At 37.0% G+C, this 21,060-nt stretch carries 20 protein-coding genes; 14 read left to right on the forward strand and 6 right to left on the reverse strand.

Annotated elements, in window-relative coordinates; all coding sequences use genetic code 11:
• Positions 1-87 precede the first annotated feature (87 nt).
• The 3 genes from ACYVFA_RS03240 to ACYVFA_RS03250 all read left to right on the forward strand — a co-directional run bounded on the left by ACYVFA_RS03240 (position 88) and on the right by ACYVFA_RS03250 (position 3,360).
• Positions 88-1,344 (forward strand): hypothetical protein, encoded by a 1,257-nt coding sequence (locus ACYVFA_RS03240; RefSeq protein WP_460470355.1) that lies wholly within the window; start codon positions 88-90, stop codon positions 1,342-1,344.
• 141 nt (positions 1,345-1,485) lie between these two features.
• Entirely contained in the window at positions 1,486-2,328 is an 843-nt protein-coding gene (accD, locus tag ACYVFA_RS03245) for an acetyl-CoA carboxylase carboxyltransferase subunit beta (RefSeq protein ID WP_460470356.1), read from the forward strand.
• Between the two features lie 54 nt (positions 2,329-2,382).
• A complete protein-coding gene (locus tag ACYVFA_RS03250) occupies positions 2,383-3,360 on the forward strand; it encodes a radical SAM protein (protein ID WP_460470357.1) in 978 nt (325 codons plus the stop codon).
• A 128-nt stretch (positions 3,361-3,488) separates the two neighbouring features.
• Here the strand turns inward: ACYVFA_RS03250 and ACYVFA_RS03255 are convergent, their stop codons facing one another.
• Positions 3,489-3,773 (reverse strand): putative quinol monooxygenase, encoded by a 285-nt coding sequence (locus ACYVFA_RS03255; RefSeq protein ID WP_460470358.1) that lies wholly within the window; start codon positions 3,771-3,773, stop codon positions 3,489-3,491.
• Positions 3,774-3,950: 177 nt separating this feature from the next.
• Between ACYVFA_RS03255 and ACYVFA_RS03260 the strand changes: the two genes are divergently transcribed.
• From ACYVFA_RS03260 to fbaA, 3 genes are all read left to right on the forward strand, one after another.
• Positions 3,951-4,625, forward strand: a complete 675-nt coding sequence (locus ACYVFA_RS03260) for an SGNH/GDSL hydrolase family protein (RefSeq protein ID WP_460470359.1) — start codon at positions 3,951-3,953, stop codon at positions 4,623-4,625.
• A gap of 43 nt (positions 4,626-4,668) precedes the next feature.
• Positions 4,669-5,595: a polysaccharide deacetylase family protein gene (locus tag ACYVFA_RS03265; RefSeq protein ID WP_460470360.1), complete on the forward strand. Its 927-nt coding sequence runs from the start codon at positions 4,669-4,671 to the stop codon at positions 5,593-5,595.
• Between the two features lie 179 nt (positions 5,596-5,774).
• Positions 5,775-6,857 carry a class II fructose-bisphosphate aldolase gene (gene fbaA / locus ACYVFA_RS03270; RefSeq protein WP_460470361.1) on the forward strand — a complete coding sequence of 361 codons (1,083 nt, stop codon included), beginning with the start codon at positions 5,775-5,777 and terminating at the stop codon, positions 6,855-6,857.
• Between the two features lie 63 nt (positions 6,858-6,920).
• On the opposite strand, the gene ACYVFA_RS03275 is transcribed toward fbaA, so the two are convergent.
• Positions 6,921-7,715 carry a Rossmann-like and DUF2520 domain-containing protein gene (locus tag ACYVFA_RS03275; RefSeq protein ID WP_460470362.1) on the reverse strand — a complete coding sequence of 265 codons (795 nt, stop codon included), beginning with the start codon at positions 7,713-7,715 and terminating at the stop codon, positions 6,921-6,923.
• A 148-nt stretch (positions 7,716-7,863) separates the two neighbouring features.
• On the opposite strand from ACYVFA_RS03275, the gene ACYVFA_RS03280 reads away from it, so the two are divergent.
• The 4 genes from ACYVFA_RS03280 (at position 7,864) to ACYVFA_RS03295 (ending at position 10,461) form a co-directional block, all read left to right on the forward strand.
• Positions 7,864-8,334, forward strand: a complete 471-nt coding sequence (locus tag ACYVFA_RS03280) for a thioredoxin family protein (protein ID WP_460470363.1) — start codon at positions 7,864-7,866, stop codon at positions 8,332-8,334.
• A 143-nt stretch (positions 8,335-8,477) separates the two neighbouring features.
• Positions 8,478-8,843, forward strand: coding sequence for a hypothetical protein (locus tag ACYVFA_RS03285; protein WP_460470364.1), 366 nt, complete (start codon positions 8,478-8,480; stop codon positions 8,841-8,843).
• 77 nt (positions 8,844-8,920) lie between these two features.
• Positions 8,921-9,946, forward strand: a complete 1,026-nt coding sequence (hemE, locus tag ACYVFA_RS03290) for a uroporphyrinogen decarboxylase (protein WP_460470365.1) — start codon at positions 8,921-8,923, stop codon at positions 9,944-9,946.
• A gap of 5 nt (positions 9,947-9,951) precedes the next feature.
• Positions 9,952-10,461: a hypothetical protein gene (locus ACYVFA_RS03295; protein ID WP_460470366.1), complete on the forward strand. Its 510-nt coding sequence runs from the start codon at positions 9,952-9,954 to the stop codon at positions 10,459-10,461.
• Between the two features lie 61 nt (positions 10,462-10,522).
• On the opposite strand, the gene ACYVFA_RS03300 is transcribed toward ACYVFA_RS03295, so the two are convergent.
• Together ACYVFA_RS03300 and ACYVFA_RS03305 are read right to left on the reverse strand one after the other, a co-directional pair.
• Positions 10,523-11,584, reverse strand: coding sequence for a Rossmann-fold NAD(P)-binding domain-containing protein (locus tag ACYVFA_RS03300; protein ID WP_460470367.1), 1,062 nt, complete (start codon positions 11,582-11,584; stop codon positions 10,523-10,525).
• 21 nt (positions 11,585-11,605) lie between these two features.
• Positions 11,606-13,657 carry a KUP/HAK/KT family potassium transporter gene (locus tag ACYVFA_RS03305; protein WP_460470368.1) on the reverse strand — a complete coding sequence of 684 codons (2,052 nt, stop codon included), beginning with the start codon at positions 13,655-13,657 and terminating at the stop codon, positions 11,606-11,608.
• Positions 13,658-13,840: 183 nt separating this feature from the next.
• Between ACYVFA_RS03305 and ACYVFA_RS03310 the strand changes: the two genes are divergently transcribed.
• On the forward strand, positions 13,841-14,623 hold the full coding sequence (locus ACYVFA_RS03310) for an enoyl-CoA hydratase/isomerase family protein (protein WP_460470369.1): 783 nt from the start codon (positions 13,841-13,843) through the stop codon (positions 14,621-14,623).
• A 108-nt stretch (positions 14,624-14,731) separates the two neighbouring features.
• The gene (locus tag ACYVFA_RS03315; protein WP_460470370.1) at positions 14,732-15,625 is read left to right on the forward strand and encodes a hypothetical protein; all 894 of its coding nucleotides are present in this window, start codon (positions 14,732-14,734) and stop codon (positions 15,623-15,625) included.
• Between the two features lie 40 nt (positions 15,626-15,665).
• Here the strand turns inward: ACYVFA_RS03315 and ACYVFA_RS03320 are convergent, their stop codons facing one another.
• On the reverse strand, positions 15,666-17,591 hold the full coding sequence (locus ACYVFA_RS03320; RefSeq protein WP_460470371.1) for a vWA domain-containing protein: 1,926 nt from the start codon (positions 17,589-17,591) through the stop codon (positions 15,666-15,668).
• 130 nt (positions 17,592-17,721) lie between these two features.
• Between ACYVFA_RS03320 and ACYVFA_RS03325 the strand changes: the two genes are divergently transcribed.
• Both ACYVFA_RS03325 and ACYVFA_RS03330 read left to right on the forward strand, forming a co-directional pair.
• Positions 17,722-18,303 (forward strand): RNA polymerase sigma factor, encoded by a 582-nt coding sequence (locus ACYVFA_RS03325; protein ID WP_460470372.1) that lies wholly within the window; start codon positions 17,722-17,724, stop codon positions 18,301-18,303.
• A 2-nt stretch (positions 18,304-18,305) separates the two neighbouring features.
• Entirely contained in the window at positions 18,306-19,643 is a 1,338-nt protein-coding gene (locus tag ACYVFA_RS03330) for an energy transducer TonB (RefSeq protein ID WP_460470373.1), read from the forward strand.
• A 9-nt stretch (positions 19,644-19,652) separates the two neighbouring features.
• On the opposite strand, the gene ACYVFA_RS03335 is transcribed toward ACYVFA_RS03330, so the two are convergent.
• Positions 19,653-21,017 carry a T9SS type B sorting domain-containing protein gene (locus tag ACYVFA_RS03335; RefSeq protein WP_460470374.1) on the reverse strand — a complete coding sequence of 455 codons (1,365 nt, stop codon included), beginning with the start codon at positions 21,015-21,017 and terminating at the stop codon, positions 19,653-19,655.
• Between the last annotated feature and the right edge of the window lie 43 nt (positions 21,018-21,060).

Below are 21,060 nucleotides of genomic sequence, written 5' to 3' on the forward strand. Positions count from 1 at the left end.
TATTGAAAAGAACTTTCCTCGTTATTCTTCCATATTAAGCTAAACAAAAATTACATCATGAGAAGTAGGTTATTCACATTGTCCACAATGTTATGCACATTTACTTACGTGGCTAATGCACAATCAGAACAGACAAGAACTTTAGGCTATAATTATTATGGTCAGAAAATAAATGAAAAGGCTATCTGTAATATGGTAAGCTTTCGTTCAAAAGAAGTAGCAGAAAAAGCAGTAGATGAAATAGTGCGCAGAAGTGGATTAAAAAGGAATTTTTATGTGATGGAATGCCCGAATACAGATAATTGTTTTGCCGCCGTAAACGGACAAACGCGTCTGATTGTATACGATGGTGCCTTCATGCAAAAAGCCAATAGTATCTCTAAAACCGACTGGGGTGCATTAAGCATATTAGCCCACGAAATAGGACACCATCTGCAAGGACATACGATTATAGAAGGTGGTAGCGACCCACAAAAAGAGATTGAAGCAGATGAGTTCTCAGGCTTTGTGATGTATCAGATGGGCGCTTCATTGAAAGAAGCACAAGCAGCTATCAGTAAATTAACTTCCGACTATGATGGCGGAACACACCCACCAAGAACCCGACGTTTAGCAGCTATTGAAAAAGGATATAATAATGCACAGGAATTGTATCCGAATGTAAAGAAAAACGATGGAAGTATGATTACAAACCTTCCTGCTAAAAAAATGCCGGAAGTTCAATATCCAACACAGCCGCAAACTCAACCACAACAAAGACCTGAAACCAGACCAGTGATTGTGGATAATGTGGATAAACCTGTGAATAACCCGATTGACCCAATCAGAAGAACCGATGGAAATCTAAATGGCGCACCTGAAGTTGCCAGAATAGACCCAAATGCTGTGGATAACTCAAGTTCAAGTGTGCGTAACCCGGCTTGTATAGAAGGTGATTGCGATAATGGCTTTGGCAAAATGATTAATACCCGCTCGCAGGAACGATATGAAGGTGAGTGGAAAAACGGTATACGTGAAGGCAGAGGTGTTGAGTATTATTCAGACGGAGAAAAAAAATATGTAGGCAATTTCTTAGGAGGTAAATATAGTGGCAATGGAACTTATTTCTACAAAAATGGGGATAAGTATGTGGGCAAGTATAAGAATGGAATGATGAACGACGAACGCGGTTACTTTATATATAATAATAATGTACGTGTGGTAGTGAAAGTAGAAAATAATAAGAAAACAGGGAGGGCCTTGCGATTGTACCCCGATGGACGAAAAGAAGAAACGTATTTTGATAATGATGTAGAAAGAAAAACTTATAGAGATGCCAGTGGGCGGATTATCAATACGTTTTAAAAACAAAACTGAAAGCGGAGACAAATCAATCTCCGCTTTTTTTATCTGATTACCGATGAATTTATAAAAAAAAGCGAAAAAACTTTTAAATCAGACAGTAACGTATTTACCTTTGACCCCTCAAAATGATTTTTTTCTGATATGTCTTGGTTTAAGCGTACTGTCAAAGGAATTCAGACACCAACCGAAATGAAGCGCGAAGCGCCTGACGGTTTATGGTATCAATGTCCGAACTGCAAAAAAGTAATGCATACACGTGAGCATAAAAATAATGCCTATACCTGTATTCATTGTAACTACCACGAAAAAATCGGCTCAGAGGCCTATTTCAGCCTCCTATTCGACGACGGAAAATATACTGAATTAGACGCTAATCTGCGTTCAGGAGATCCGCTCAACTTCACAGACACAAAACCGTATCCGGATAGAATCCGCGCCACTGAAAAAAAATCAGGTTTAAAAGACGCCGCTCGTACCGCCTACGGAAAAATGTCAGACCTTGATATTGTAGTTACCTGTATGGATTTCGCTTTTATTGGTGGTTCAATGGGTTCTGTAGTTGGTGAAAAAATCGCACGGGGAATTGAGTATGCTTTAAAGAATAAAATCCCGTTCCTCATGATTTCGCGCTCAGGCGGTGCCCGTATGATGGAAGCAGGATTCTCATTGATGCAGATGGCAAAAACTTCTGCCCGATTAGCACAATTAGCCGAAGCAGGTATTCCTTATATATCGCTTTTAACTGACCCAACAACCGGAGGTGTAACCGCTTCTTATGCCATGCTAGGAGATTTTAATATCTCTGAACCACAAGCCTTAATCGGATTTGCAGGGCCGCGTGTCATTAAAGAAACGATTGGAAAAGAACTTCCTAAAGGCTTTCAGACAGCAGAATTCGTCTTAGATCATGGCTTCCTTGATTTCATTGTAGATAGAAAAGATTTAAAAGATAAGCTGGCAAGTTTGTTAAAAATGCTCGCTTAGTTTCAGTCTATAATTTAGGGTAAATCATACTTAACCATCACCAACAAAGCAAGTATGAGACTTATCAAGCACCCCGTATTATGCAATTACTACGTTACGTATCGCTGTAATGCTACGTGTAGTTTTTGTGATATATGGGAGAAACCTTCGCCCTATATTACGCTTCAGAATTTTAAAGAGAATCTTCGCGACCTAAAGAAACTAGGCGTAAAAGTTATTGACTTTACTGGAGGTGAACCTCTTCTGCATCGCGAATTAGATGTATTGCTCGATGAAGCAAAGAAAGCAGGCATGATTACCACAGTTACGACTAATTGCCTGCTCTACCCCAAATATGCTGAGCGCCTGAAAGGGAAAATAGATATGCTTCATTTCTCCCTGGATTCGCCAGATGAAGAAGAACATAATGTTTCACGTGGCGTCAAATGCTTTGATAAGGTGATGGAATCAATCGCTATTGCCAAAGCAAATGGAGAAAGACCAGATATCTTATTCACAGTTTTTGAACAAAATGTGGATAAGATAGAACGCGTGTGGAAAGAAATCACACAACCGAATGACCTGGTTTTGATACTTAATCCGGTATTCGATTACAATAGTGTACAAACAGGCGGGAGTCTTTCTGAACAGTCGCTTAAGCAGTTGCTTTGGTGGGGCAAACAAAAGAATGTTTATCTCAATGAAGCCTTCATTAGCCTAAGACAAAACGGTGGAAACCATGTGGATAATCCCGTTTGCAAAGCTGCCTCTACTACTTTAGTCATTTCTCCTGAGAATAAATTAGTCCTCCCCTGCTATCATTTAGGCACAAAAAGCTATTCTATCAACAATAATCTTTACGACTTATACCAATCAACTGAAGTACAAGAAATTGTAGCTTTAGAAGGAAAATTGAAGGAGTGCGAAGGCTGTGTAATCAACTGCTATATGCAACCATCTTTTGCAGTAGAAATCAATAAATACTTCTGGAAAGCGCTACCTAGTACGCTTAAGTATAATTATATTAAGAATACCTGGAAGCAGTTGATATAAAATCTGGTATACAGATTTTCTTCAGTTACCTAAGGATACATAATCTTAAAAGCGCCTAATTTGGTGTAGACAGGGCATTGCCTGGTCTCTACAGGTCTATATCTTAGAGAATTATAATGTGAATCTTTTTACACTTTTGAAAGAAAAAACAATTCCGCAGGCTCTGCTAATAAATCTTCTGCTTTTGCTGAAAAAGCCGCTACGTGTTCATTCGCCAGATGGTTTTCCAGCGTTTCTCTATCTGTCCAGTTTTCATAAAAGAAAAATAACTGTGGGTCGTCGTTGCTTTGGTGCAATACATAATCAATACAACCTTCTTCTTCTAAGGTAGGTGCGATTAATGCCAATAGACTACTTTTGGCTTCTTCTATCTTATCGGCCTTAACCAGGATTTTAGCAATAACTGTTAGCATAGTGTAGGTAAGTGATGAATGATAATAATTCAAAAATAAGATTTTATTCTTTTTAATGCAGTCTTTTCCCGGATAAATTAAAAAATATCTCCCCCACTCCTGTATATTTTGACAATAACATCAAATAAACTAATTTTAACGGCTTGTTATATTTCAACCAATTCAACCATTAAATTAATGAAAAAAACTCTTAAGTCACTTACCCTTATTTTACTCTCAGTATTGATGTTTTCGCTAACACAAGACAAACCAACTAAAGTAATCTTATTCGGTGATTCTATTACCCAAGCCGGCGTTGGTCCGACAGGATATATTACCAAAATGAAAGAAACCCTTGAAAAACAAGGCATCAAAGATAAATACCAGTTGATTGGTGCAGGCATCGGCGGAAACAAAGTGTATGACTTATTTCTACGCATGGAAGATGATGTATTGAATCAAAATCCGGATGTTGTTGTAATCTACATTGGTGTAAACGACGTATGGCATAAGTCGAGCATGGGTACAGGTACTGATGCAGATAAATTTGTAGGTTTCTATACCGCCATCATTAAAAAGCTACAATCAAAAGGCATTAAGGTCATTTGCTGTACACCTGCAGCTATCGGCGAACGCAATGATAATAGTAATCCACAAGACGGAGATATGAACCACTACTCAAACTTAATCAGAGGCATCGCTTCAAAATTTGATTGTCCATTGGTTGATTTAAGAAAAGAGTTTACAGCTTATAACGTAAAGAATAATCCTCAGAACAAAGAGTCTGGTATCTTGACAACTGACCGTGTGCACCTGAATGACACCGGAAATCAGATGGTAGCAGACCTGATATTGAAAGCCATTGTAAAATAAACCAATTCATGAGCCTCTGGGATACAGAGGCTTTTCTTTTATTATGAAAAACCTAAAAATCATTACCTTAAATTTCGTTTTTTTCTTGGTATTAAATGCGAATGCGCAAAATCAAATAGCCATCACTATTGACGACCTACCCTTTGTTTCAGAGTTGGATTTAAAACATGCAGAGGAGTCCACAGATAAATTGCTGGGTAAAATCAAAAAGAATGGTATCAAAGCAGTAGGATTTGTCAACGAAAAATTTGTGGTAAGACTCGGGGAAATGGATAATCGCACAGCTATGTTGGAAAGATGGCTATTCAATGGCAATCAGTTAGGCAACCACACTTTCTCCCATGCTTCTTTCAATACCACAAGTCTGGACGATTTTAAAACAGAGTTACTCAAAGGTGAAGTAATCACTTCAGAGCTCAATAAAAAGTACAGAGAAACCAAAAAGTACTTCCGTTACCCGTTTCTGCAAACCGGAAATGATAGCCTGAAAAAGTATGGCTTCGAAAAAGTATTGGTTGAGCAGGGATACATCAATGCTCCTGTAACGATTGAAGCAGACGACTGGTATTTCAATAAGGTATATATGGATGCTATGAAAGTTGGCAATAAAGAATTAATGAAAACTGTGGCAGAGAAGTATCTTAAGCACAATAGTGAGTATTTTGATTATTATTTAAAATTTACAAAGGAAGTAATTGGCCGCCCTATCAAGCATATTTTCCTTTGCCATGCCAATGCGCTGAATGCAGATTATTTTGACGAATTATGTCAGGTAATGAAAGACAAAGGTTTTTCGTTTATTACATTAGATGAGGCCTTGACCGATGAAGTTTACAAGCATAAAGATGCTACCATTTCTACCGGAGGTTTCTCCTGGTTACATAGATGGAGAATAACAGACAAAAAGAAATCGACTTTAAAGGAAGTAGAAATTCCGGCAGATATTAAGGCGCTATATGAGAAAAAATAAAAGCGTTATTCATGAATACACTTTTTTAGAATAGATTAAAACTATATACGTTTATGCAAATTTTCAGCGTTTTGAGTACCAATGTTTTCAAAAATAGCTAATTTGCGTAAAAATTCATTATCAGGCTTCATTGACAGTTATAATAATATTTTTTCTTTTTAAAATTCAAAATACTTACCATGAGTCAATCTTTGATTAAGCCGGGCGTAGTTACAGGTGAAGCACTTGCTGCTCTGTTGCGCCACGCTAACGAAAATGATTATGCCCTACCCGCTGTTAATGTTGTAGGAACTAATTCAGTAAATGGTGTGATGGAAGCTGCTAAAGCTGTTAACTCACCAGTTATTATTCAATTCTCAAACGGTGGTGCTTCTTTTTATGCTGGTAAATCTTTACCAAACAAAAATCAGGAAGCAGCAATCGCAGGAGCAGTTTCAGGCGCTATACACGTACATCAGATTGCCGAAATGTATGGCATTCCGGTAGTTTTACATACTGACCACTGTGCAAAAAAATTATTACCCTGGATCGATGGTTTACTAGATGCAGGTGAAAAATATTTCGCACAACATGGCAAACCACTATTTAGTTCTCACATGATTGACCTTTCAGAAGAGCCAATCGAAGAGAACATTGAGATATGTGTTAAATATTTTGAGAGAATGGCCAAAATGGGTATGACTCTTGAAATTGAACTAGGTGTAACAGGTGGTGAAGAAGATGGTGTTGATAACTCAGACGTTGATAGCTCAAAATTATATACGCAACCATCAGAAGTAGCTTTTGCTTATGAAGAGCTATTGAAAGTTTCTCCTAACTTCACAATTGCAGCTGCTTTCGGTAACGTACACGGTGTTTACAAACCAGGTAACGTGAAATTGCAACCAATCATTCTGAAAAATTCTCAGGATTATATCCAGGAAAAATTCGGAACAGGTGAATTACCAGTGAATTTCGTATTCCACGGTGGTTCAGGTTCTACACGTGAAGAAATCAGAGAGGCTATTAAATACGGTGCAGTAAAAATGAATATTGATACTGACGTACAATGGGCAACCTGGGAAGGTATTCTTAAATACTACAAAGACAAAGAAGGTTATCTTCAAGCACAATTAGGAAACCCTGAAGGTGCTGATTCACCAAACAAAAAATATTACGATCCACGCGTATGGTTGCGTAAAGGTGAAGAAAGCATGATTAGCCGTTTAAAAGTTGCTTTCGAAGATTTAGATTGTATCAACCGTTGCGAAGGTCTTTATTAAGCAATAGTAAAATCTTGAATATATACGCGTAGAGACAGGGCACTGCCCTGTCTCTACCTTTTTTCAGGCATGCCATTGTTGAATGCTCTCACTCATAATCTCATATATCTCAAATAAGTCGCTCCTGTCTTTCAGATAAATCAGATGGTTATTCATCGTAGACCTATCCCCTCTTACAGCTGGACCTGTCTGTACATCTGCCGGATGCTCGGCAACCAAAGCTTTTTGAAAAGTTTCTTTGATTAAAGGTTTCAGTAAATCAAATTCTAAATCTTCATCATTGGTGATTTCTTTGGCTAATGCCAATAAGTGGTTAGTAAAGTTACAGGCAAATACAGCTGCTACATGAAGTACTTTTCTTTCTTTTGAACTAACCAGATAAACAGTCTTACTTAAGTCTTGCGCTAGCTTTACTAATTGATTCTCAGCCACTTCTTCATCTGCCTCAATACAAAAAGGTACTTCGTTTATCTGAATTTTCTTTTGTTTACTGAAAGTCATTAGTGGATAAAATACCGCACATCTAATAGGTAAATCATGATGAGTCAACATTAATTGTTGTAAATCTTCCAGACTTCTGGTGCCGGAAGTATGTGCTAAGATAGCATTCTCAGGTAAGACCAGCATCGAACAGACTTCTGCGATAGCATCATCTGATACGGCCAGTATAAACAATTCAGCCTCACTATCTGAAAAATCAAGTTGGTCGGTTGCATTCGCCTGATAGAGCATAGAGGTAAGCGCCTTGGCTTTTGCTAACTGCCGACTATATACTTCACATACCTGATGGTGATGATTTTCGAAAGAAATACTCAAATGCCAGGCTACATTTCCTGCCCCAATCATTGAAATTTTCATAATGACAACTCCTGTTTATCCGTTAATAAAGGTGATTACAAAAATCAGGAAAAAAATGGCTTAATATTTGTAATTGATTAAAAATATCAATTTTCGGGTCTTTTACGTGTTTTATGGCCCCATTTATTAACAGAAACTCATAAAAATAATGAAACTAAAAGTGCTAGGCTTGTTAGGAATAGCGCTAATAACATTAGCTTCCTACAAAAATGAAAAAAAAGTTGAGCTGAGTGAAGTAAGATTTTACGACGGCTCCTACGACGAACTTCTCCGAGAATCAAGAAAGCAAAAGAAACCGATCATTCTCGAATTTTGGGCTAACTGGTGTATTCCATGCCGAAAAATGGAAAATGAGACTTTTTCTAACCCTGAATTTGCTACATATATTAACAAAAATTTTTTGGTATATAAGGTAAATATTGATACCTTTGATGGTATGGATATTGCAGATAAATATAATATTGATGCTTATCCGACCTTGGTTCAGTTAGATACAAAGAATAAATACGTTAACCGATATAAAGGCTTTTTTCCGGCCTACTTTCTGAAGAAAGAATTGGAAAAGAATAAATCCCGCACAGGAAAGGATTTTTCAACGTCAGATGCTGTAAACAATTAGAATCGTAAACACCCAGTAAAATTAACGGTTTTAGTAATGGCCATGAGCTTGCTCATGGCTTTTTTTATGTCTGATTAATACCTGATTGAGGATTTATTCAATTAAAAATGAAGTTTTTAGACTAGCATTAATTAAATAAACTTATGATTGGTTTTGGTATTTATGTGGCAGATGATAAATCTGTTCACTTCTCATCTTGGGCTGTTGACCCTAAGTTCGATCTTCTAACTTATACTTTTGGAAGTGTTTTAACAGGGAAAAATCTGGAAAATTGGTATAATGATTTTTTAAAGATTTATGAAGGTAAAACTATAATGGATGAATCCTGGGGAGTTCGTAGCTGGGCTCCGTCAGGAAATATTTGGATTACTAAAAAGCTTGTAACCTATGAATTGGAAGAAGACGGGAAGAGACTATATTTAGAAATACCTGCTTATAAGTATAAAAAGTTATTAGAAGATTGGATAAAATTTGTAGAGATAAATTCAAAAGAGTTTTCTCGCTCATGATATATTCTGAATAAATATTATACTGTTAAAATAGTCAGGAACAACAGTAATTACAGTTTCGTCCTTATCTTTGCGGCATGAAATTACAGAACGATTTGCTTTTACGTGCGGCAAAGGGTGAGCATGTAGAACGTGTACCAGTCTGGATGATGCGTCAGGCAGGTAGAATATTACCCGAATACCGCGAGGTAAGAGCACAAGCAGGAAGTTTTATTGCCTTAGCTACTACGCCAGCGTTAGCAGCCGAAGTAACTATTCAGCCGGTTGATATTCTGAAAACAGATGCAGCCATTATCTTCTCTGATATTCTGGTTGTACCAGAGGCAATGGGTCTACCCTACGAAATGATAGAAGCCAAAGGCCCTATTTTCCCTAAAGTAATTCAATCAAAAAAAGATATTGATTTATTAAAGGTAAGTGACCCTGAAACAGATTTGGGTTACGTACTAGAAGCCATAGATATAGTAAAGAAAGAACTGAATGGCAGAGTACCACTTATAGGTTTTGCTGGAGCTCCATTTACTATCTTTTGCTATATGGTTGAAGGCAGAGGTTCGAAGACTTTTTCAACGGCTAAGAAGATGTTGTACTCTCAGCCCCAATTAGCCCATCTGCTGCTTCAAAAGATAACTGATAGCACAATTACCTATCTGAAAGCCCAAGCGCGCCATGGAGCCGATTTATTGCAGATTTTCGATTCATGGGCAGGTATCCTATCGCCTGAACAATACAGAAAGTTCTCGTTGCCGTATATTGCGCAGATTTGTAATGCCATTAATGAAGTTCCAACAACAGTATTTGCTAAAGGGGCTTTCTTCGCCCGTAAAGACATGGCTAAGCTAAACTGTAATGTGGTAGGCTTAGACTGGAATATGGATATTAAAGAATCAAGAAAGATGATTCCGAATAAGACTTTACAAGGAAATCTAGACCCTTGTGTTTTATATGGCTCATTTAAAGATATTGAGAAAGAAACCAAAAAGATGCTTAAAGCATTTGGCACACAAAAATATATTGCTAATCTGGGACATGGTGTTTACCCGGACACTGACCCTGAAAAAGTGAAGTGTTTCTTCGAGACAGTTAAAACTTATTCAGCATAAAGAAAGTGGACAACCAGGTTAATCAACTGATATCTTCTTTATCAACAGGAAAAATAAGTAAAGAGGATTTTCTTAAAGAATACTTTAAAGATATTTCTCAGAGAGAGGAATATCTTTCTAATCTTATACAAAAGGGAATAGAAAATAGAGATGCTATAGAGATTGATGAAGCTATTAAGCTAGTTTATATAGGTTCTTTTTCTCCGGGTTACTTTTTAGAAAAATTATGTGAGTTATTACAATTGACATGGCACTTTAATCATGAAGATATTGCCAGACTACTTAAAGAAATTGCTAATCCGACCACAGTAGATTGTTTATATAAGGCTTCTGAATTAAAGTTCGATTATTTAAATTATGATGATACATACCAATTTGCAAGGAAATGTATCAAAGCACTTTCAGCAATTTCTGATGAAAATGCTATTGAGAAACTAAGGTTACTTACTAATAGTAGAATATCTGGAATAGCAGAATATGCAAAAAAGGAACTTCGTTATAAAGAATTGTTATAAAACTGAACACCTTTCAGAATTTCTGAAAGGCGTTCAGTTTTATAAATCTACTAAACAAATTCTATTTAAGTATCGGCTCTAAAGCCTCTCTATTTTCAGCCAGCCACTCATGAATTTCAGATACAATTTGTTCAACACCTATTTCAGGTTTCCAACCCGTTAAGGCAGTTACTTTAGAATTATCAGTCACATATAAGCGAATATCTGCCGGACGATTCTCCGCTACTGTATTGATAGGAATAGTTTTACCAGTTACTTTTTGGCAGATTTTAGTCAATTCCTGTAAAGAAACACTTACATCGACCCCACCACCCGCATTCAGAATCTCGCCATTTACTTGGTCGATATTGTGTAATTGCCAGTCAATCAAACGGTATAGGTCTGCTACGTGCAATATATCACGGGTTTGTTTACCCGTTCCACCGTAACCAATGTATGCTAATTGTTGCTCAAAGAAGTGTTTGGCAATCCAGAGTACCATTACGCCCTGATCAACTTTTCCCATCTGCCATGGACCAGTTAATACCCCGCAACGGTTAATAACAGTTTTCAGGTTATAGAACTCATTATACTCCTGAATAATTAATTCAGATGCCAATTTGGTAGTCCCATACAAAGACCTTGCACTATCCAACGGGAAATCTTCTGCTATACCTTTCGCCGATACCCCTTTTACTTTCTGATTATCAGTTAATTCAAAACGAGTTTCAGACTCAATAAAATCTAAAGTTTCGATTGTCTTTATCGGATAAATACGGCTCGTAGAAAGAAAGATAAAATTGGCTTTACATTTCACCGCATAGTTCAGACAGTTCACTGTACCGAACAGGTTCGTGTTTATCAAATAATCTGGTGACCCATTTAAACCTGCTAATACCGACGGTTCAGCAGAGGCTTCAATAACAGAATCTACGATTGGCAAAGCATCAAAATCTTCTTTACTGCGGATATCGCCATGAATAAAATTGATACCTTGTTTGCCCAGACGAGCTACGTTGAGTTCTGACCCTTTTCTTTTTAGATTATCTAAACAGAAGATTTCGTAAGAAGGATAATTTTGTTTTAACGCAATAGCTAAAGAAGAGCCTACAAAGCCGGCTCCTCCTGTGATTAAAATACGCATATGTGAGGTTTTATGTATGTATTAACCGTTGTTTTGCCAAGGAACGCGTTTTAGATTTACGTTTTCTACCTGACGGATAACTAAAGGTACTTTTTCTACTTTTACTGCACTACTATCCAAACCAAACCATTTGTCTTCTGAAGGGGTAAAGCCCTTGATAAAGAAATAGGCCTTCATTATCAGGTTTTCACCAAAAGGCAGCTGATTATCATAAGAAAGGAACTTCTCTAATACAACAAAGCGGAAATCGCCGATTACGTTGTGTTTATTCAAAGACTCATAACGGCTTCTAATGTCCACCTCTCCACATTTTACCATATCTTCCAATACCTTTTTGAAATAAAGGTTTACTTTATGCGGTACACGGAAACCTAAGCGGAAATTGACTTTGTACACATCGTCAGTGGCGATAGTTTTTACTTTATATTCCATTGTATAAGGGTCATCCAGCGTATCTACATGCACAAACCAATATACATCAGCACGTTTAGGGCGTTTCTGGAAAATAGAATAAATAATCTTGTTTTCGATTTCAGAAGCGCGTGAGGCATTGCTCAAAAATACAAGATGGGTAGCGTATTTAGGAACAGTAATGTCTTTGCTTAGTTCTTGCAGAGATTCTACATATTTATCCAGTTTTTCATATTCTGTTAAACGCATTTTGATATTAAACGCCATTATCCAGATATACATCACTAATGCCAGTATACCTCCGATAATCAGAGAAACATAACCACCATGAGGGAATTTTTCTAAATTAGCAATCAGGAATGAACCTTCGATAAAGAAATAAACCAACATGAACAGGATTACTCCCCACAAATTGTATTTTTTTGCATAGAGATAATAAGACATCAGCATGGTAGTCATTAACATGGTCAGTGTAATAGCCAGACCATAAGCTGCTTCCATTGCTGATGAAGTATCGGTTGGAATACCTGCTAATGTCCTTTCTTTAGCTACATTAAAGAAATATAGTTCAACCCCGAGACATCCTATCCAAAGTAAAATATTAATACTTGGTACATAAAGCTGACCTTTCTGATCAGATGGATAATTTACTTTTATTTTTGGCCAGAAGTTTAAGCGAATTGCCTCTGAAACTAATGTAAATGAACCACTTATCAAGGCCTGGCTGGCAATAATCGCCGCAGAAGTGGCAATCACGATACCAAAAGGTAAAAACCATTCAGGCATCAAACCATAGAATGGATTAAAGTTAGGAATATCAGCTGCTTTTTGACCATCAAATTGCATTACATATACACCTTGCCCCAGATAATTCAGAATCAGACAAAGTTTAACAAAAATCCAGCTCACTCTTATATTTCCACGTCCACAGTGTCCTAAATCCGAATATAATGCTTCTGCACCTGTGGTACAAAGGAAAACTGCCCCTAATAACCAGAATCCGCCTGGATGGTGTACTAATAATTCATAAGCATAATATGGATTTAAGGCTTTCAAAACACTAGCATCACGAATAATCCAAGAAATACCTAAAACTGCCAACATACTAAACCATAGAAACATTAAAGGGCCAAACAGGAAGCCTACTTTTTTTGTACCTAATATCTGAACCAAAAACAAGCCTGATAAGATTAACAAAACAATTTTAACAATGGTATCCTGCGTTATTTCAGGAAATGTAATACGAAGACCTTCAATAGCTGAGGTTACAGAAATAGGAGGTGTAATAATCCCATCAGCCAGCAATGCACTTGCTCCGATAATTGCCGGAACAGTTAGCCATTTGGCATGTCTACGTACCAAAGCGAATAAAGCTAGAATTCCTCCTTCTCCTTTATTATCTGCTCTGAGTGTCAAAATCACATATTTGACTGTTGTCTGCATCGTAAGTGTCCAAAAGATACAAGACAGGGCACCATAAATAACCTCCTGATTAATTGGCTCACTTCCGGCAATTGCTTTTAATACGTATAGTGGAGAGGTACCAATGTCACCGTAGATAATGCCGAATGCGATGAGGAGTCCTGCAGCAGAAACTTTGTCGAGATTGTGGTTATGGTGATGGCCATTCCCATTCCCGTTTAACGGTTGATTCACTTCCATTTTGGAGAATTATTAAAAAAAGTTCGCAAATATATTGCTTCAATGTGAATTCCTATAAATATTCAATAAAAATGTTTTGTAAAGTCACATTAGTTGGCAATTTTGTGTATGTATTGCCTGAGTAATATAACAATTTTTAGGTAGAATAAATTTTATTCATTAATAAAAACTTGACTATCAATTATGTACGATAATATCATCTATGAGGTTTCGGAGGGTGCTGCAAAGATAACTCTTAACAGACCTCAAGTGTTTAATGCGCTAAGTACTGAATTAATAAAAGAAATAACAAACGCAGTAGAAACTGCCAGTAATGACGAAAGTATCAGGGTAATTGTCATTACAGGAACAGGAGATAAAGCCTTTTGCTCAGGGGCAGATTTAAAAGCCGGTTTAGATAGGGGGCTTACTTCATTAGGTGATTCTCTGAAAGAAAATTATAATCCCATGATCATGGCTATCAGGAAGGCTGAAAAACCTGTTATCTGTCGTCTGAATGGAATAGCCGCGGGAGCTGGTATGTCTCTGGCTTTAGCTTGCGATATAATTATAGCGAATCAGGATGCTTACATGAGTGAGCTATTTGTAGGTATTGGCCTGATGCCTGATGCCGGTTCTATGTTTTTCCTGCCACGTATCATAGGCGTTCAAAAGGCTTTTGAATTATGTAGTACAGGGCGTAAAGTATATATGGAAGAAGCCTTAAATTTAGGATTAGTAACTAAAGCAGTTGCCTATGAACAACTTGACACAACTGTTGATGAATTGGTTTCGGTTTATAAAACCTCAGCTACCAGATCAATAGGCCTAATGAAACAGGTGTTGAATCAATCGCTAAATAGTAATCTTGAGGAAGTATTGGAGCAAGAGGCAATCAATCAGGACTTATTGGGTAAAACCCACGATTTTGCTGAGGGAGTAATGGCTTTTTTACAGAAACGAAAAGCGACTTTCAAAGGAAAATAAAAGATAAATAGCTGATAGTCAGATTTTTTGACTTGCTAAAGGAAAATTGTACTGATGATTTTTTTTTGTAATTTTGTCAGAATTTTAACAAACACTAAATATTGTCTTATGAAAAAAATTTTACTGTCTGTGATTATAGCTGCTTTATCAACATTCATATTACTATCCTGTGGCAAAGAAGATATAATGCTGGCTAACCCTGATGGCTCTACCAATCCTTCAGGCTCAAATGGAAATCCCAGTAATCCTAACAATCCGAATAACCCTAACAATAATACACCTAAGTGTTATGTGAGCGAAATTAAAAATACAGAAGACGGTGTGTCTTATAATACAAAATTTACTTATAATGCTAAAAACTTACTTGAACTGAAAGATGAAGATGGTTTTACAACCAAGTATGAATACGATGCTAACAGTCGTATCACTAAAATGATAATGACTGATGATTTTGCTGAGACTGTTGAAACATTTAGTTATGAATATGACAGCAAAGGCAATATGTCGAAAGTAAAATATGATGCAGAAGGTGGGATGGTTGAATTGTTATTGACTGAATATGTGTATACCACAAATGCGAAAGGCCAGGTAGAAAAAATTCAGGCGATGTCACCGGATGGCCCGATTGACTTTGTATTTGAGTATGACGCAAAAAGTAATATTAAAAAGATTTCTGCTGCTGCAGGGCCCCAGAAATTAACACTCATTGAGAACTTTAAATTTGATGATAAATCAAATGTGTATGTCAATACAAATCTGTCGAAAGCCTATCTTCCTCACATTCTTGTATCAACTATTTTTGGCTTTAATATGACCTACTTATTCAATCCCAATAATATATTGAGCGATTCTGCTATTTCTATGTTTACGGGTGAGACAGAAACTGCTACGTATGATTATGGATACACAGCAGAAGGTTTTCCTTCGAAAATGACAGCAGTAAGAAAGTATGCTGGCGATACCACGAAAGAAGAAGAAACTTATACATATTCATGTAAATAGAAAGAAAGCCCTGACACTCGTCAGGGCTTCTTTTTTACTCTTAATTATCGCGAGCCAGATCTTTATTAGATAGCAATTGCGCCATCTTCACCAATTTAATAAACTCAGCTCTGTACCCATCTTCATCATTCCCTTTGGCCGATCTGGCAGTTGAAATAATGTGTTCATAATTAGCATTTCCTTTAAAATTTGAGTGTCGTAAGAGTAAACCAAACTCTGCAATTGAAGCTGCTAATCTGAAATCATCAGAGGTATTATCAAAAGCCATATGCTTATCATACACTACTTCTTCAATGAGTTTACTTGTATTTTCATCAGGCAATTTATACCGAAGCTTAATTGTCAATACTTCATTTGAATTACCTACATGAGTCAGGTTTTTATTCTCCTGATATTTCAATGGGTCAACCTTACCTAAATATGAGCTTTCAATACCCGCCGGAATAATTTCATAAATGGCAGTTATAGTATGCCCTGAACCCATCTCTCCAGCATCTTTTTTATCATCATTAAAGTCTTCATTATTCAATCGACGATTCTCATACCCAATCAAACGATAAGCCTTTACATATTTAGGATTGAACTCCAGTTGGAGTTTAACGTCTTTAGCTACAGTGAAAAGCGTTCCACCAAACTCTGTCACAAATTCCTTTTGAGCTTCTTGCAGGTCGTCAATATAGGCATAGTTTCCGTTGCCTTTATCTGCCAGGGTCTCCATTTTATTATCTTTATAATTACCCATACCAAAACCCAAAACGCTCAGATATACACCTGATTCTCGTTTATGCTCAATCAGGGTTTTTAAATCGGCTTCACTTGAAGTACCAATATTAAAGTCTCCATCAGTAGCCAAAATCACGCGGTTATTACCGCCTTTAATAAAGTTTTCCTGAGCAATCTTATAAGCTAATTTAATTCCCTCTCCCCCGGCAGTTGAACCCCCTGCTTCTAGGTTTTCTAAGGCTTCCTTTATTTTACTTTTCTCTTTACCAGAGGTAGATGGTAAAACCATTCCGGCAGCGCCGGCATATACTACAATCGCTACATGGTCTTTCGGGCGTAATTGATCCACTAATAGTTTAAAACCCTGTTTCAATAAAGGCAACTTATTATATTCACCCATCGAACCAGAAACATCAATCAAGAAAACCAGATTAGAAGCAGGCAGATTATCAGTTGGGATTTTCTTGGCTTGTAAACCAATATGTAACAATTTCAAACCCTTGTTCCAGGGAGAATCAGAAATTTCAGTCTGGAAACTTACCGGATCTTTGCCTGTTGGTTGCGCATAATTATAGTCGAAATAATTAATCATTTCCTCAATCCGAATGGCATCTTTAGGAGGTAACTGTCCGTTATTAATCATTCTACGCATATTGCTATAAGCGGCTCTATCTACATCAATCGAGAAAGTGGTGAGTGCATCTTTCTTGGTTTCATGAAAAACATTTTCTTCGAAAGTGCTGTATTCTTCTGTATTATGATCTGCAATCTGGTTATTCATCATCGGCGAAGGTGCATATAAACCAATACCGGGCATTACTTTAGCTTTGCTCATAGACTTGACTGATTTATCATATCGTTGTTCAGTAGCATACCCTGTTACAACCACTTCTTCCAAAGCGGCATCATCTGATTTTAGTTTTACATTCCATTCTGATTTTTTATCCGTTACTTTTACTTCTTTGGAAACATAACCAACATAACTAAAAACCAAAGTGCTATTCAAAGTAGAAAGCTTAATGCTGTATTTACCATTGGCATCGGTTGTCGTTCCTTTATTAGTCCCTTTTATAAGTACTGTCACACCCGGCATTGGAGAATTATCATCAGCAGAAGTAACAGTACCAGTAATTGTACGCTCTTGTGCAAAAATGAACCCTAGGTAAAGGGTCAAAGTCAGAAGCAATAATTTAATTCCCATAATTTTAGTGTCCCCAATCAATAGTATATGAGAAGTTTTCATGGCATTGGGGTAATTTTAAAAACATGAAATCTTCCTGATTTTTCCTTATAGATGAAGACTTCATAAAAATTCCATAAAAATTTTAGAAAAAAATTAAATTTGTTTCTGAATGCTCGAAAACAATTAACGCATGCAATTTTTCAAACGTAAATCTAAACCCCAGACTGATGCTGAATACATAGCAGCTTATCAGGCGAGTGGCGATTTGAACGTATTGGGGGAATTGTATGAGCGCAATATGGAAATGGTTTTTGCAGTTTGTTACAAGTATCTGCGAGACGAAGAAGAGAGCAAAGATGCCACGATGGAGATTTTTGAACAGTTGATAGGTGATTTGAAAAAACATCAGGTGAGCAATTTTAAGAGCTGGTTGCATAGCGTGGCCCGTAATTATTGTCTGATGCAATTGCGATCAAAAAAGATAGAAGTAGGAGGTTTAGAAATTTCGGACGAAGATTTTGTGGAAAATGAACCCTTTGCGCATCTATCTAATGAATCAGATGAAGAGATAGATTTGGAAGGAGATTTGCAGAAGCTGGAAAATTGTATCAATAAATTGGAACGTGAGCAGAAATCATGTGTAGAATTGTTTTACTTACAAGAGAAGTGCTATAAAGATATTGCTGACCAGACAGGATTTGATTTGAATAAAGTGAAAAGCTATATTCAGAATGGGAAACGAAATCTGAAAATTTGTATGGAAAAAAATTAATAATGGCAAAGAAAAAGGACATATCAATTGCTGAAAAGAATGTTCTCACAGCCGAAGACCTGAAAAGGTATGAAGCAGGGGAAATGACTTTTCAGGAAATGCATCGGGTAGAAAAAATTCTACTCGAACAACCTTTCTATGCCGATGCCACCGAGGGTTTCTCTGAAATTAAAAAAGATCGGATTTCTACTGATAAAAACCTGAACGACCTGAAAGCCAGATTAGGAAACAGAATTAATCAGGATACCAACAAACCAGCACCTGTATTTACTATTAGCAAGATATGGAAACCAGTGAGTATGGCCGCGGCGTTAATATTGGTTTTTACAGGACTCTATTATCTAATAGTTGACAATCAAAAAGAGACCGATACGGCTCTGATGGAAGTAGGCAAAGTTTCTACTGATAATTTATCAGAACCCGAGGCTGCAAGTGCCCCTATTGTCAAAGAAGATAAAACAGATTTTAAAAATGCAGAAAAAGTGCCTCAATTAGCTGAAAAACAAAAGCAATCATATCAGAATAGTAATCAGGCACATGCAATAGTAAAAGAATTACCACCACCTGCTCAGGAAGAATTTGAGAATAGCGTCATTCCTAAAAATGATGAAGCAGATAAAATTGTAACAGAAATCGCACCTTCTCCTGCTGTTGCTGCATCAGGACCTACGGCTCTAAAAAAGAAAACAATAGAGGATAGAGAAGTAGCGCCTGTTGAAAGTAGGCCATCAGGTAGTGCAGGTCGTTTGGCTGGGGCTGCCATAACCGGCACAGTAGTAAATGGAGACAATGAGCCGATGAAAGATGTAACGATTAATATCAGTGGCAGATCCGATGGAGTCAGAACGGATGAAGAAGGGAAGTTTAGTTTAAAAGATGCTCGAAGAGGCGACATAATCGTGTTCAATAGTGCTATTATGCCGCAAATGGGAATACCTTTAACCAATCTACCAAGCAAGATTATCTACAGCGAGCAGAATATCAATCTACCTAATAAGCCTAAGGTTTCAGTAAGTAGTCCGAATGAAGTGATGTTTGGGAATGTTTCTACCAAGCCTAAACCAGAATTTGGCTGGGAAGCTTTTGATGTCTACCTGAAAGAAAATACTAAGCTACCACCTAAAGCGCAGCAAGCAAATATTGAAGGCAGGGTAATAGTTAATTTTAATATTAATGAAAAAGGTGAACTATCTGGCTTTACTATTATCAGAAGTTTAGGCTACGGGTGTGATGAAGAAGCGATCAGGATTATCAAAAATGGCCCTAAATGGTTTCCTGCTACCAAAGATGATAAACCTGTGTCAAGCTCAGAACAAGTACTGATAAAGTTTAAAAAATAAATTTGAGTATTATTTTACAAGGGTAAGCGTGCCTTGTATGATTGCTTCTTTATTGCTTCTATTTTTGTACGTCAAAACATATTCATATAAACCTACAGAATGATTGTCTCCGCTCCATGCCTCATACGGATAGTTTATCAACTTAATCACATACCCCCGACGGTTAAAGATTTTCATACTAACAAACTTCTCTAAATCGCCATAAAGCAATAGCTTATCGTTAATTCCATCATCATTTGGGCTAAAAGCAGTAGGTACATGAATCGGAATTTCACCTGTTTCACATGGAACCATGCTATTTTTAACGCAAAGTTTTTCACTGAGAAAACTACTCCCATTACTTGTAAAACGTATCTGATAACAATTCTCTTCATTGCATGAAACCTCTTTATCTATATAGGGAGCATCATTAGAGGTAATTTGTGATTTGCCGTTTTTAGTAAGAATAAAATCTTTAATTGGGTCAGGCATCGGTTTTATCCAACTCAAAACATTGCCATCGGCTGTTGATTTTAGCTGAAAATCAATATCACAAACTTCCTTTGAGCTTGTATTAGTAAAACAAGCATTTTGTAACTGGATACTGTAACAGGCATTACGATTAGGATTATCAAATGAAACCTGCGTTTGACCCAATCTTCCTTTTTGAGCGAGTAATACCTGCCCATTGGTTAAAATGGTATAATCATCACCCGTTTCGTTATTAAATCTGATGGCAAACTTATTTTCGCCCGTTTTACTCAATTCCTGAATTTTAGGCTCAGCAATAGTCGGAAACTTGAGATTGATGCTATTGCTTCCACCACAATCATTAACAATATATCCACCCTTTACGCCTATTTTCTTATCTGTTTTATTTGAGTAAGCATGTGAAATAGTATTAGCTGGTAAATTTACCTTTTCAAGCGTTGAGCCATCCCCCCAATTGATATAGCAATAATCGTACGGGATTGTTCCGTTTTTTCTTACATCACTCAGGCTTAGGCTAATAGTATTATTACAGATTTTCGGATTGATTTCAATTTTCGAAGTGTCTAATACAGTTATAGTAGCGCATACTCTTTGTTCCTGTCCGTTATCTATCCTATAAGAAATCTGCATGAGTTTATAGGCACCCGGTTTGGTATAGGTAAATGTTTTGGAAGTAACCGTATTAGTGGGTACTCCACCAGCATACATAAAAATATATTGATTATCCCGGGAATTGGGATCTGTTTTTTCTATTTCGACGGTAAAGGGTACACAGCCCACAGTTGCTTTGGTGTATAAAGAGCCTGTACCTACATTTGGGCCAATACATTGGTCGTTCCCCTGGCTGAGTGCCGACAAGGGAATCATGCAGAATAATAGAATGGTATGTAAAATACCTTTCAAGGTTGACAGGTTAAAGTAAATTGTCCGAAACAAAAAAAGGCTT

The organism is Emticicia fontis (assembly GCF_054779675.1).